Genomic DNA, 13,713 nt, shown 5'->3' with positions numbered 1-13,713 from the left:
AAAATAGACGAGCTGGTTGAAATACTATCTTTACATTTCTCACTAGCTCCCGCTTTCATACGAAAGAAACAGTCACCCTGCTAATTTGCATGGATGACTGTTTTCATTATGAGCAAAACTATCTCTTCATCGTTTGGACTCTCCTTATGGTGATTAGCCCTCAAACGCTAGAAGAAGCTATTATATGAATGATTTGCTTTAGCGCTTTATCAAACAGCATAAACGCTCTAGAAAGCTTTTAGAAGGTTATTTATATTTATACTTTAAGCGCACCACGGAAGCCTCTTGCAGCATAGTAGGAATCCGCTCCATTGTGGTACATAAAGACTGTATCGTAGCGACGATCACAGAAGATGGCCCCGCCCAGCTTTCTAATATTTGCAGGTGTTTGTACCCAGCTCGACGTTTTTAAATCGAAAGTACCTAGTTCCTGCAATGCTCGGTATTGTTCTTCTGTTAAAAGTTCAATGCCCATAGCCGTTGCCATATCTATCGCCGTATTTTCTGGTTGATGCTTCTTCCTTGACTCCAATGCTTCACGATCGTAACAAACACTTCTGCGACCTTTCGGGCTCTCCGTTGCACAATCATAAAAAATAAACTCTCCCGTATTTTCGTCATACCCTACGACATCAGGCTCACCGCCAGTGCTTTCCATTTCATTGAGTGACCATAGTTTTTCAGCTTTCGTCTCGAGCTTTGCTTGTACTGAAGTCCAATCAAGACCTTGATGGCGATTCATATTTTTCTCAAATCGCTCTTGCAAAGTTTGAAGTAATTCCTCACATTGTTGGAGTGATAACGCATTATTTTTCTTTGACATAGTTGTTTCCTCCTTATTATTTCTAACTTTGCTACATAACCTATTATTTATTCATTATCTAATAAATCTCGTCCTTCAGTAAACCTTCTGAACTTAAAATATACTTTGTCTGCTGCTCAATGCTTGAAAATGATTCGGTAGCAAAAAAAACACCATTAATATGTTCATCTTTTAATCTGGTTTGTAAATTAATATGTTCACTCGTAAATGGGTAATAAATTATTGCGTAAAAGCTAGCATTCGGACAAATTTTTTTAAATTTTCTCGCCTTATTGATGATTTCATCCGCTCTTTTATGGATATCTTGTTTTGCCTCAATTCTCCTGACATCGATACCAACCTTATAGGGCGCATTGGATGGATGTACTGCATCTAATTGAAAGTTTTCCCCATCACATTCAAACTTAACTTTTTTAAAATCATCCGTTCTTGCATTCTTTTTTAAAATAGTAAGAATCGCTTTTTCCCAACTACCTTTAAATTTTCTTATTTCTTTATCTACATAAAACCATCTATCCAGCTCACATATTGCAGGAATTGCAAGTTCATTGGGTAACATCGGTTTAATATAACCTGCTAAAATAGCCGCTTTTTCTTTCGGTAACTTATCACTATATGTATCAATAGATATATCTAAATCTCGCTTAATCGCCCTTCCTGCAACATTTACCGTCGCTAAAATGGATTTGACCACGATAGGGTAAGCGCTAAATGCATTCGCTAATTCACCAGCAGTCATATTACCAAAATTAATAAATGGTACTTCTTTTATAAAAATAAAAGGTTCGAATGCATGTAATAAAGCATTTTCGACGATATTTTGTCTATCTGACACACCATGAACTTGTGCTACTTGTTCTCTATGGCTACTATACTCCGTCAATTTTTCCCCTTCTTTCTTATAAGAACAGCATCCTCATAGTAAATTTTATTTTTCACATATTTCGAAGATTTCGTATTAACATTGGCTAAATGATGTTTCACAACATCTCGTTTAATAATTTGTGCTTCTAAATTAAGGGATTGAGCCATCTCCACATACATTTCTCCCAGTTTAGCTTCTACATCTTTATAATAAGAAGATTGCACCACAAGACAAGCTTGTCCATTTGGTTTTAGTACTCGTTTGATTTCACGTAACGACTCAAATGCATCTCTAAAATACTGTAAAAATATAGGTAGGTAATAACTTTGGGAGGCTTTTGCATGATGTTCTTTCACTTGTTTTAAAAAAGAACAAATACAACTACCCCACTTTTCGTTTATGACTATATTTTTATCAGCAATAACAGGAGCTCCCATAGTTGCTCTTCTCACTCTATCAAAATCCGTATCTTGTTTATAACCTAAAAACAATAATTCTGGCTTTGTAGAAACAGCGTAATCAATGCGTGTTAAATACGGAGGAGAAGTAATGATATTATCTGCGGTACAATCAGAAAAAATCATTTGTTTACTATCCCCTTCATACAAAGAGGGATAGGAATAGCCATAATTTAAAATATTCGTATAGTATGTTTCTAAGTCTTTTATCATGGCCTTTACATAATGATAAAATAAATGATATGTATCTACTTCGTCGGTTCTCGCTTTACGTATTTCATTTACTAGCCATGTTGGATTTTTACCTACCTTGAATTTCCCTACGTACCTTAAACACCTAAATAGAACGGCAAAGTAAAAAGCTCGTATTGTATCTGATAATGGTGTATCTGAAATATCGCTGTGATGCTTACAAACGTCGTCGATAGCTAGTTGAATTTTATTTAACACATTTAGATGTTTATCACTTACAAATTCTAATGTGTCTTCATTATTTAAAAATTCATCTTCTGCAAGTTTGACATGACTAGCCGTTTCCTTAATAGCATTTCCGATACTATCCAAATTAAATTCAATTAAATTTCTAGTTTTAGCTTTTGAAAAAATGACCATCACTGGGTTGATATCTATACCAAAAGATTTGATTCCTCTCTTTTGGCACACTAAAGCCGTTGTCCCACTGCCCATCCAAGGATCGAGTACAATCGAGCTCTCATTAGCTCCTAAATAATCTAGCATATCCTCCACAAAGTATTCAGAGTAACTCGCATAATAGGGATGCCAATTGTGAATACCATTCCGTTCATTTTTTCCTCTTTTAGCTGACCTTATATTTTCTGCTAACATTTACTGACACCATCCATTCAAACGCCATGTATTATTAATCAACTAACTAACCTCTAACCATTAGTAAGAAAATCACATGTAATTCATGTATTTGCTAATTCTTATAGAAGGCAAATGCTGCTAACTAAAAGCTATTTTGTGCTGTAAAAACCACTAACTTACTAAACACAGTACACAAATTTTATAAACAAAATCCATCCTAGTCAATTTTCAAATAAATACAATATAGAATTTTATAATTTTTCGTAAAAGAATTGCAAATGCTATTCTTTTTAATTGCAGCATTTTGCTATCATTTTATAAAAAAAGGATAAAGAGGGGTCTATATGAAAAAATCAAAAATTTTATATTAACCGTTATTTTATCTTTACTTATAATCGTTGTTGCTAGTTTTTTATTGCAATAAAAAGTCGAACCTATTCTGCAACAGATGTATTAACGGACGCTAATTTCAATGCAGCCAATCCAACTGTAACTGTTCATAGAGTCAATATAGGTGACAAAGATATATTTACAGACATAAAACTCCCCAAAGAAACACAAAAAGAACTTATAGAATCTTTTAAAAACGCCAAATTTGAAAAAGCATCAGTATCCTTGCTTGATTATGATTACCGAATCAACTTCACATTAAATACAGGTTATGCGATATTCTGATTCACATAATAAATCACTGACTGTAAATAAGTACCAAAGAGGACTATACAATCTCAAACGATAGCAATTTTTTTACTATTTTAAAAAAGACGACGCAATCAAAGGCACTTACAATTTAGTAAGTGCCTTTTTCATTTCATACAAAACGAAAACAACCAGTCGCCGCTATAATAGCGACAACTGGTTGAATCATTGGCAATGAAAGCTTTTTATACTAAACCTTTAGACGTTGAAAAGTTTTGTAAACAATCAGAACTTACACTGTACGAAACGACTTTTTCCTTGTATTTCTTCACGATATCAACGTGATTATCGTAATTAAAAACAAAGAAGTGTATATCCTTTTTGCCTTTTTTAAAATTGATAACAAATGGCGTGATATTTGATTCAGGTTCTAAAAATAACTTTTCATTACCTGGGAAAATATAATGCTTTTTTAAAAACGAAGCTTCATTAAAATAGTTAGTAAATCTACTTTTTTCTTCTTCTTCTAAATTCTTTCCGTTATAGGTTACGGTAACATCTTTTGCATCCAGTTTTTTGTGCAGTTCAAATTTACTGACAGTCCACCCTACAACGATGCTTGGAGGACTCATTACCAATTTAACAATAGATCCAATCACTATTGTCATAACTAAACCCCATGTCATATCTTATCAGCTCTTTCATAATTTATTAATGTAGTAGCAAGTAATTAAATTGTATCACCTTCATTGCTCCGTGTTTCATTAGAGGGGTGTTTTCAACCACCACTCATTCAAAAGGGATTTACATTCATTGTAACCATCTAATTGGATGTTATTTTGCCCATACATTTATTTTAGAGCTAAAATATAATGTTGATTTAGATAGCGCCTATTGAAAATTGGAATTCAGTAAATGCCCCATTCAAAACCATACCATATAAGATTTGAATATCAAATGAAAGTATTGTGACATAATAATAAATAGGGTAATTTTTAGAACATTTTTTTCAAAGAACAAAACTTTAAAATTTATTAATCATCCCAAATATCATTCCAGATATATAAGGAAACAACCAGATGAACCATACCACCATGCTTAACTTATGGAACTTTTGCTTCATTTTAGAGTCATTTTTCACCAACACAATAGAAGCCCAAATGGCATGAAATAACATTAACACAATAGCTAATAAACCTGTTACGCCATGAAAGCTAAATAAAGATCCTTCTGTAGCCATTTTTTCCATCATGGTCGTTCCAAGCGTATCGCATATGAAGCCTATCCAAAAAATAATCACATGCCACAATTTTAATGTTTTTTGAAATTTTTCTGACCATACTCCTACTGTATAAAAAATTAGTGCTGCTGTAATAAATATTGTAGCCATTATTAACATTTCAATCACCCGATTCATAGCACAAATTTAAATGTACCTTTATAAGAATGCATACACTTATTGCCCAGATATATTTTACAAAGGCAAGATGAACAACAGATGAACTGGTTAAGATATATTTCATCAGTTTTTTAAGGACAGCGCTGTACATTGGTTAATTATTACTAATATTGTATTATCTATAGTGGGGGTGAATATTAATGGATGAAATAGACATTTTAAATAAAGAAGCAATCAAAACAGATTTAGCGTTAATTAAATCTTGTTTGCGGTTAATCAATCAAACAGTCACGTTAAGCAAACGAAGAGGAGAAACGTTTAACGCTTCAGAAAATGAAGAAATACATATGTTAATTTCAAAAATTGATAGGGACTTGCACAAAATTAAAGTAAACATCGAGTATGAAACAAACCATACGATGTAACGTTAACCTTTTTATTTGCACGAATTGCCATTATCTATAGCGTAATATTATATAAACAAAAAGGAAGCGATTAGAGCTTCCTTTTTAAATATCCAACTATCGTTGTAAGCATAACGATAAAAGTATTAAATTCGTTGGATTAATCAAATGTGACAACATTTTGCACGACCGATACCTTATAAACTTCTTTCGTGCTAATTAATATCGTTTTAAAATGTTCAGTTTCAGTAAATGAATACCAAGGCTTTTCATTGAATCCATTAGACAGTTCTTCTACAAAGGTTTCTTGTCCAATATTATTTTTAATTTTATATTCTTCTTCACGGCTTTCGTTAAAGTAAAACTTCACGGAATATTCATAATCCATTAGCCTGCACCCCCCATCTACCTATATCATGGGACAAATGGACATGAAGTAATCAATAAAAAGACAATCAAAATGGAAATCCTGCTATGGTTTCATACAGGAAAATTCTAGAATCCTTCATTTATAGATGTTACTATTTTAAAGGTAAGGATTTACCAGATACATAGTATTTATGAATAATCATTTGGAGGTAACAATGGAACAAAAGCTTATAAATCAATTGAACGAGTGGCATGAAGTAGACGAACATCAACGAATTGTCGATACCCTTTTAGCAATTCCTGAAGAAGAACGAGACGATGAATTGATTAGCATTTTAGCTAGAGCCTATAACAATTTGGGTCTTTACGAAGAAGCGCTCAATCATTTTAGTAAAATTTCTGAGGCAGGTAAACAAGATGCGCTATGGCATTATCGGGTAGGCTTTGCTTTCTATTATTTAAAGCGCTATGAGGAAGCAGCTCAAGCTTTTAGCATGTCTGACCAATTAGATTCCGGAGATCGCAGCACCGAGTATTTTTTAAGACAGAGTACCCTTAAAGCCAAGAAGCAAAAAAGTGAAGAATTTCGACTTGCCCAGAAGAAAGCTTACTCCGAGCGTGGTGGCTCCGTAGAAAAGAGGATTCCTTTTTCAGAGATGTCTCTCAGTGCATTTTGGGAAGATAGCGAGTATGCAAGAAAATCCTATCAATCAGAGCCACCGTCAGATGAATTAATTGCCTCTATAGAGAAAGAGCTTGGTTATAAACTCCCCGCTTCGTATATTTATTTAATGAAGCAACACAATGGCGGAGTACCGAGGAATACTTGCTTTCCAACAGATATGGCAACTTCCTGGGCGGAAGATCATATTGCCATTACAGGTATTATGGGTATTGGACGTGAGAAAAGCTATTCCCTATGCGGAGATTTGGGCAGTCCGTTTATGATAGAGGAATGGGGATATCCAGACATTGGAGTAGTTATTTGTGATTGTCCTTCAGCCGGGCATGATGTCGTGATGTTAGACTATCGAGCATGTGGTCGAGATGGTGAACCTGAAGTGATTCATGTCGATCAAGAAGATGATTATGAGATTACGTTCCTTGCCGATAATTTTGAAGCGTTTATCAAAGGCTTAGTGAATGAAGAACACTATGATACTTCTGAAGAAGACAAAGAAGAAGCCTTGACTAAAGTAGCGCATGGGAAGTTTTCTCCTCTGCTGGAGGAGCTGTGCTCTCGTGTAACAGAGGTGGAACAAGTGGAACAGAAAATCCGTAGCATATGTACACATATTGTCGAAGAGAAAGGCCATTTTAGTTTTCATGCAGATCAATTATCCTATACCATGTATGATGTGCAATTTTGGTTATATACGAAGTCGTATCCTGAAACTAGTTACGACCAATATATAGAAGCTTATCAAAACATCATCGCATTTGGCAATGAGTTCGGTCTAGGTGGGTATGCGCCTTCCTTTATTACAGATTGGCTCAATCAACGCCTCAATGAAGGGCTGATTGTACAAGAACATGGAATTATTCGCTTTAGCAATATGTTAGCAGAGGAAGTCATCCATAAATTAAATGCTTACTATAATGCAAAGAGGCTGGAACATAACTAAAAAATTTAAGGACCAGAGGAAAGGTGTTCATAAATTGTTGCTATATGGAGGACTTAGCTATTCTTGCTTTTGCAATTAATAAAAAATTAAAAGGGTTCACTAGTTGTTGGTAGCGAAGGCGGTGACTCCTGCGGGAATGCACGTAGCGTAAGACGCAACGAACCGCGCGCTAGCGAGGGTTGCGGCTTACGTGTGTGCCCGCCCGCCGAAGCGGACAACAACGGCGCAGCCTCTTCTTATCATTAGTGACGGCACTGCTCTAATCTTTTATACAGTGCAACAGCAAGCTCCGTAAAGCGCTTCTCCTCATCTGTGTTTAATAAATCATGTGAATCCCTCTTGTTCATCCAGTAATCCCCATCTAACAAATCATACATATCAAGAAGTGTAATTTCTGACGTTGCTGGATTTTGAAAAACGGATAGCATCGGTTCCGGACCATCATCCCAGTTATATCCGTTCACAATGGCATGTAATATTTCTAGCGAATTAATGTGTGCTATTTTCTCGCATAGTTTGTTTTGTGACTCTTCATACAACAGCTCCTCAACAATGCTTTGTTCTTCCATTGTCAACGAAAGGCGAACCGCTCCTTTTGTTGCAAGCAGAAGGTCAGCAAGCTTTTTATCTGTACGCGCTGCATTCCAAGCCGTCGCTAAAATACCCAGTGGCGAATCTAGTTCGGCTCCCGCTTCGATCAGCTTCAATATAGCATCCACTTGCTTGAACTTTACAGCTTTTTTAAGTGGCGTTTCACCAAGTTTATCTTGTGCTTCAAGTTCTGCTCCGTGCTCTATTAATATTTCAATTGCTTGTACAGGCATTCGATTAGTTAAAAAAAGCATCAGCGGTGTCCTCCCGCGCTCGTCCCGTTCATTCACATCCAGTTCCATTGCTGCCTGGTGGACAAGTGACAGATTATCTGTCTTGCTAACTTCCTTCCAACGCAAGATTATTCCCCCTTTGACACAGTAACGTTATTTAGCTTTGCTGATAGATGGTTGCTGTAATGTTGTCTTTTAGACAGACAAACATATAAAAAATACCTTCAGCATATTCATCAAAATCAGCATAATCAATCTGCCCTATAAAACGCATTCTTTGCTCACAGCAAGGGCAAAGCGGATATGCTGAATCCTGCACCCAGCTTGGATAACCACCAATCTGCGAATTTAATTGTGACATCGTCCAAAGCGCAGCATAATATGGTGATTGTGGCTCATGTGCAAGGGCTAACCTAGGTGTCATTTCAATAGAGCTGTTTACGTCATCAATATCTGGAAGATACGCTGGTTTTTGATTATAACTGCTCCAAACAGGCACACCATCCTTGTCCAATTCCATGTAGATTGTACTAAAGCTTCCACATAAATCACAGGTTATTACCTGCAAGTTCTTGTGCATGTTGAGATAGTGCAAAGATGGATGAGCGGTAGCCACGTCCATTAATTTCGTTAACTTCCTATTACACCACGGACAGGTTGAATGGCTTATCCCAAGAAAATGCGCATACTGCTCTTCATTGAAATCTTCACTTTGTTGATCTGTTTGCCTAATTGCATAGCAGACATGGTTAATTAGGTCACGCCTCTTTCCGTCACGGCTAAGCTCCCATCCGCCTTCAAGAGCGTAGGTTTCTGGCGTTACATACAACTGCTCTGCCCATATTGGCGGCTGTTTTTGCCATTGCCGAAACTGCTCCATGACCATGGCATTACCAATCCAACCGAGCACAAGGAGGAGATGGTTTCGGTTATCCTGATCCCATTTAATACGCTCTAAAAGGAGCTGTTGTATATCCGGCGGTGCATCTTTAAAAACAAGTGGATAATGAAACAAGCTACGCTCTATCAGCTCAGGTAAAGCATTGGCGATATTTTTATTTCGATAGCATACTAGCGACAATAGAATGTCCTCTGCTTCATTGTCATTATTTTTGGCAAGTAATTCCATGGCATATTTCAACATATTGTCCGCTTCTTGTTCTGATAATGCTATGTATATCTGCTCGATGCTTAACGGATAAGGAATGTATTGGATAAGAGGAGCATACGTTCTCGGCGCATGCATTACCTTAAGAATGTCCACATAATTCGTAAGTCCTTCATAGAGATTAACCGTTTTGCGGTGCTTCTCAATATAAGCTTGTTGCTTTTTTCGTGCATGCTCCTGATGACATGGCATACAAATACCGCCCGTTTTGGCTGCTGTAGTCGGCAGTATTGTTGCGCTACAGCCTTCCGTCTTACATGGTAGTCGTTGCGTCATATTGGATTCTCCCCTTTCGCCTTATACGATTTTGTAAAATTATAAGCGAGCAGCTTGTTCTGCCAGATCTTCTAATACCACCATTAGAATACGCCTAGTATCATCTTCAAGTTCACTGTTTAGATGCTCTTGAATATGTGGGATGGCGTGACCTCCAAGCCCCACAAGTTGTTCATAAGCCTCATAATCTGTTCGCCAGAAGCTTCGCATGCTACCTTTACCAAATTCTCCTCTTTCGATTACATCTACCCAATGTTTTACTTGTTGAACAAGGGGACGTTGCTGTATAGCATCGACAGCAGAATGGAATTCCATATCTTTCTTCATTAAGTCAGGCATTGATTGATACAATTGGTCTTCGGGTACAGTTTTTCTTATGAGCTGGCTTAATGTCAAATAATCACCACCAACGCCATCCGCGGCTGACACGTAGGCAATAAAGTCCTCCGTACGGTTCAATTGCTTTAGGTCATTTTGCAATCGATGAATAACTTGGATGGCAATTAAAAAGAGCTCTGAATCTATTATGGTCTTCTCAAATATGTAGTTCTCGTCATTGCTTAAATACGCGGGTGTTTCTTGACTAATACAGTTGAACATTTCAAGATAGGTTTCAAGACCATTCGGCATCTCGTCGTACATAAAGGGATAATCGCCTTCACTAAATTTACAGGAGCGATAGATTTGCTCTAGAGTTTGATTGTAAAACTTGCTACCAGTTTCCAAGTAACTTTCTTGATATTGTGCGTAGTATTGAGCAACCGTTTGCTCTAAAGAATCCCGATTATTAATGTACACTATATAGCTGCCATTATAGCTATCCGTATAGAGTGAGAAAGTATACACATCCTTGTTTCGTCCTTCTTCTATATAGCGAGCAATTGCAGATTTGCAGAAGTCGTAAAGGGCATTCTCCAAATCACGCGTACTAATGAATATCCCATCTTTAGAACCAAATGTCGTTATTTCTTGAATCGTTTGATTGGCCGTACATAGCAGATAACTACCCTTACCTTCTAATTCTCTTCTCCCACTGATTAACCTTCCGATATGAACATCATAACTCATAGTAAAACATTCCCTCCAATTATGTTTAGTAAGCCAATAAAGGTGTTTTGTCATTCCTTATCTGTCCGATTCTCTTTTTTTAGCTTGTAAAGTAAGAAAATTGCTAAGCATTGAATGCTTATTGGGCTGAACAAGTCATACGTAGTTATCGCTTATAATCTGGCTGTTCCAACCTCATTGGATTCGGATTGCTAAGTACCCAATGCACAGCTAATTCACACAGTCTCGCAGGTTCATCACTACTATTACCCTTGTGAAGTTCTTTCACTAATGTTTCAGCCTCTTGCAAAGTCGCTGGGTTTAATGGCGTGCCCAGACGAAAATAATGACCCAAACTGTGGAGCATCTTTCGATATTGATTATCCCAGTTAATGCCACCGTTATCTAAAATTTCATAAGCGACTTTACCAGTAATACGAATTACCTCACCCTGTATGGTGTTCGCATAGCCTTGTGAAGGAATGAGTAAACCCCATAGTTCATTATGCTGCGCCTGCCAACCATTTGAAGATACTGTAATTAGAGAGCTGCCATCATGCGTCTTTCGTTTTCCGACTGGGGAAACAGCAAATAGCTGATATAGACGGTAAAGTGCCTCATCCGTTTGATTCAAATATTCCTTATTAAAGTTATCTCGGTGAAATTCAAAATCGTTGCCAATTCGCTTAATAGCTTTTTGCATATCCTGCGTTACAGTCACGCCAGCGTTTAGCAAAATTTCTGCAACCTTTGCCATATTGACGATATCTATGTTTCTACAGGTTGCCAAAGCTTTTTCTAAAGGGGTTTGTTTCATCTTGTTTTCTGCGCTAAGATTTGCGCCTTTGCCAACTAATGTGTAAACTGCATTTGGATTAAATGACTCTGCCGCTGCAAATAAAGGTGTCTCATTTTGATAATCCAGTGCTTCTATCGCTGCACCCAACTCAAGTAACAATTCAATATTTCCGCACCAACTCATTGCCTGTTTATGTAGAGCCGTTCTTCCGTAACGATCACGCGCATTAATATCAGCCCCCTGCTCCACAAGCCAGCGAACCAAATCATTCGGTACTTTAAAAAAACTTAAAGCTGTTGATTTACTGTAACCACCATGAGCATCTAATTCACATTGTAAAAATACCTCTTTTAACGCTGATAGATCGCCTATTTCAATGAGTTCCTCGAAATTTTTCGGTAAGGTTTTTCGCTTCCTGCCCATTTATGTTCTCTCCTTAAGTCGGTTTTTTAAAATCACTCCATTCCTATATTTTACTACTTATTCATTTCTTGTAGTATGCCTTCTCCATAATTCGCGTGTTATTCGTCTGCTTCTAACGAAAAGTTAATAATGCCTATTTCAAGTATTAAACGAAATAAAAGTTCATAGGCTATTGTAAAATGCAATGGAGGATGGCTATGAGCATTGAAGTTATTACATTATCACCAACATTATTTCATGTGTTTAAAGCAGGCGAGTCCAATCCTAAAAAGGAAAAGCGTATTATCTATGGGCAAGCTACATCAGATGCTAATGGTGTAGCGACGTTTTATTTTACAGACAATGCATTAGCTACAGGCAATACACTGTTATCAACAATCGACTACGCAGTATCAAGCGTCTATTCCACCAATTCATCGATTAATGCAAGACCGCGGGTACAAATGAGAGAAAAGAACATTGCTGCAAAATATGTCTCTGCTAACGTTACAAATATTAGTGGTGTAACAGTCTTAGGCATTAATGTTTTAGGTTCAGAAAACCCCGTAAGTGGCGTAGTGGTCGATTTCATGGTATTAGGCAGCTTTGATACCCAAACTTAAATCAAGTATGTTCTTTTCCTAATTATTTCCTTCTACATAACAGGATTTTTTACGATCCCCAACATTGAAGATTACTCTTATTATCTCAGTGGCAGTTTTCCACTAACTAGGAAATCGAATTCTACGCTTTTATATGTATATCAATTGAAAAAGAAGTATTGATTTAAGGTAGTATTAGCTATTTTATTAAGCCACCTATTTTTTGTAATTTAACAATATATGCAAAAATTTTCTTTAGTTCGGACGCTGTTTCTTATTCCAATCACAAGATTATCCTTTTATCCTAATTAGAAGAAACTTATTTAAGCAGATACCTATTATGGTTATCTGTTTTTTGTTATATACAAAACTTATTTAGTTCCCTATTATGGTTAAAAAAGGAGGATTTAATTTGAAAAAATCAACAGTTATATTGAGTGTATTCATTTTACTATTTACGTTTAGTATGGGTGCTTACGCTGCCACTAAGTACAATTTCACTTTCGACGGCAACAAAAAATCTATCGATGTACAGTTAATTAATAACAAGGCTTATGTACCACTAAATGAAGTTACAGAACTATTTGGAGGGAAAGTAACTTACGATAGCAAATCTAAAACATATGCTGTTACATCCAATTCTAGTAAAACTCCTACTACCCAATCGGAATTATCAAAAACGATTAATGGTGTTACGGTGAATATTGACAAAGTCATTCAAGATTCAGATTCTCTAAAAGTATATTTAACGTATATTAATAACTCAAATGATAAAATAAACACTAGCGTTTCTTTATCTAGAATAGTGGCAAATGGCAAGCAATACAGTTACAAACATGATTTCAATTTTGATAGATGGTATAAAAAAGATGTTCCTCATGCTGATTCATATATTGAACCAGGTGTAACTGCCGAAAATGTAATTTTCTTTGAACCTGTCAATGCTGATTCCATTAATATTGCCCTAACTGCTAACTGGGAAGATTACAAATTTAATAATGTAAAGATTACAAAATAAACGTCTCATATCAAACAGATAACTACTACTAGTTGTCTGTTTTTTATTTTTGTGTGCCATCCATTATCGTCGTTATCAAAGCCTGTCCACTAGTGGTCGGAAAAATAATTTTTGTTTTGAAAATGTGAATTTGAAAAAAAACAAGGATATTTTATGGAGATACGTTA

General features: G+C 36.3%; 14 protein-coding genes. 4 read left to right on the top strand and 10 right to left on the bottom strand.

What is annotated here, in order from left to right; translation table 11 throughout:
- Positions 1-256: 256 nt before the first annotated feature.
- From LS41612_RS07015 to LS41612_RS06995, 5 genes are all read right to left on the bottom strand, one after another.
- Complete coding sequence (locus tag LS41612_RS07015; RefSeq protein ID WP_024363231.1) at positions 257-823, bottom strand: DUF4256 domain-containing protein; 567 nt, start codon at positions 821-823, stop codon at positions 257-259.
- A 58-nt stretch (positions 824-881) separates the two neighbouring features.
- Positions 882-1,706, bottom strand: coding sequence for a hypothetical protein (locus tag LS41612_RS07010; RefSeq protein ID WP_024363232.1), 825 nt, complete (start codon positions 1,704-1,706; stop codon positions 882-884).
- Positions 1,703-2,992 (bottom strand): DNA methyltransferase, encoded by a 1,290-nt coding sequence (locus tag LS41612_RS07005; protein WP_024363233.1) that lies wholly within the window; start codon positions 2,990-2,992, stop codon positions 1,703-1,705. The genes LS41612_RS07010 and LS41612_RS07005 overlap by 4 nt, the downstream gene beginning before the upstream one ends.
- Before the next feature lie 866 nt (positions 2,993-3,858).
- Positions 3,859-4,299 carry a YfmQ family protein gene (locus LS41612_RS07000; RefSeq protein WP_024363234.1) on the bottom strand — a complete coding sequence of 147 codons (441 nt, stop codon included), beginning with the start codon at positions 4,297-4,299 and terminating at the stop codon, positions 3,859-3,861.
- 338 nt (positions 4,300-4,637) lie between these two features.
- Positions 4,638-5,012 carry an HsmA family protein gene (locus tag LS41612_RS06995; RefSeq protein ID WP_024363235.1) on the bottom strand — a complete coding sequence of 125 codons (375 nt, stop codon included), beginning with the start codon at positions 5,010-5,012 and terminating at the stop codon, positions 4,638-4,640.
- Between the two features lie 200 nt (positions 5,013-5,212).
- Between LS41612_RS06995 and LS41612_RS06990 the strand changes: the two genes are divergently transcribed.
- A complete protein-coding gene (locus tag LS41612_RS06990; protein ID WP_024363236.1) occupies positions 5,213-5,437 on the top strand; it encodes a hypothetical protein in 225 nt (74 codons plus the stop codon).
- Positions 5,438-5,576: 139 nt separating this feature from the next.
- Here LS41612_RS06990 and LS41612_RS06985 read toward each other — a convergent pair whose 3' ends face one another.
- A complete protein-coding gene (locus LS41612_RS06985) occupies positions 5,577-5,804 on the bottom strand; it encodes a hypothetical protein (protein ID WP_024363237.1) in 228 nt (75 codons plus the stop codon).
- Between the two features lie 196 nt (positions 5,805-6,000).
- On the opposite strand from LS41612_RS06985, the gene LS41612_RS06980 reads away from it, so the two are divergent.
- Complete coding sequence (locus LS41612_RS06980) at positions 6,001-7,410, top strand: SMI1/KNR4 family protein (protein WP_024363238.1); 1,410 nt, start codon at positions 6,001-6,003, stop codon at positions 7,408-7,410.
- Between the two features lie 242 nt (positions 7,411-7,652).
- Here the strand turns inward: LS41612_RS06980 and LS41612_RS06975 are convergent, their stop codons facing one another.
- From LS41612_RS06975 to LS41612_RS06960, 4 genes are all read right to left on the bottom strand, one after another.
- A complete protein-coding gene (locus LS41612_RS06975) occupies positions 7,653-8,360 on the bottom strand; it encodes a DUF4274 domain-containing protein (protein ID WP_024363239.1) in 708 nt (235 codons plus the stop codon).
- Positions 8,361-8,391: 31 nt separating this feature from the next.
- A complete protein-coding gene (locus LS41612_RS06970; protein ID WP_024363240.1) occupies positions 8,392-9,678 on the bottom strand; it encodes a hypothetical protein in 1,287 nt (428 codons plus the stop codon).
- Between the two features lie 39 nt (positions 9,679-9,717).
- The gene (locus tag LS41612_RS06965; RefSeq protein ID WP_024363241.1) at positions 9,718-10,746 is read right to left on the bottom strand and encodes a DUF4303 domain-containing protein; all 1,029 of its coding nucleotides are present in this window, start codon (positions 10,744-10,746) and stop codon (positions 9,718-9,720) included.
- A gap of 145 nt (positions 10,747-10,891) precedes the next feature.
- Entirely contained in the window at positions 10,892-11,947 is a 1,056-nt protein-coding gene (locus LS41612_RS06960) for an ankyrin repeat domain-containing protein (protein WP_024363242.1), read from the bottom strand.
- 197 nt (positions 11,948-12,144) lie between these two features.
- On the opposite strand from LS41612_RS06960, the gene LS41612_RS06955 reads away from it, so the two are divergent.
- Together LS41612_RS06955 and LS41612_RS06950 are read left to right on the top strand one after the other, a co-directional pair.
- Positions 12,145-12,549: a hypothetical protein gene (locus tag LS41612_RS06955; RefSeq protein WP_024363243.1), complete on the top strand. Its 405-nt coding sequence runs from the start codon at positions 12,145-12,147 to the stop codon at positions 12,547-12,549.
- 391 nt (positions 12,550-12,940) lie between these two features.
- Positions 12,941-13,546: a stalk domain-containing protein gene (locus LS41612_RS06950; RefSeq protein WP_024363244.1), complete on the top strand. Its 606-nt coding sequence runs from the start codon at positions 12,941-12,943 to the stop codon at positions 13,544-13,546.
- Positions 13,547-13,713: the final 167 nt, after the last annotated feature.

It is taken from the genome of Lysinibacillus sphaericus, from assembly GCF_002982115.1.
GTDB classification, from domain to species: Bacteria; Bacillota; Bacilli; order Bacillales_A; family Planococcaceae; genus Lysinibacillus; species Lysinibacillus sphaericus.
Note: the sequence above shows the minus strand (reverse complement) of the source record. Positions and strands in the feature narration are given on the sequence as shown.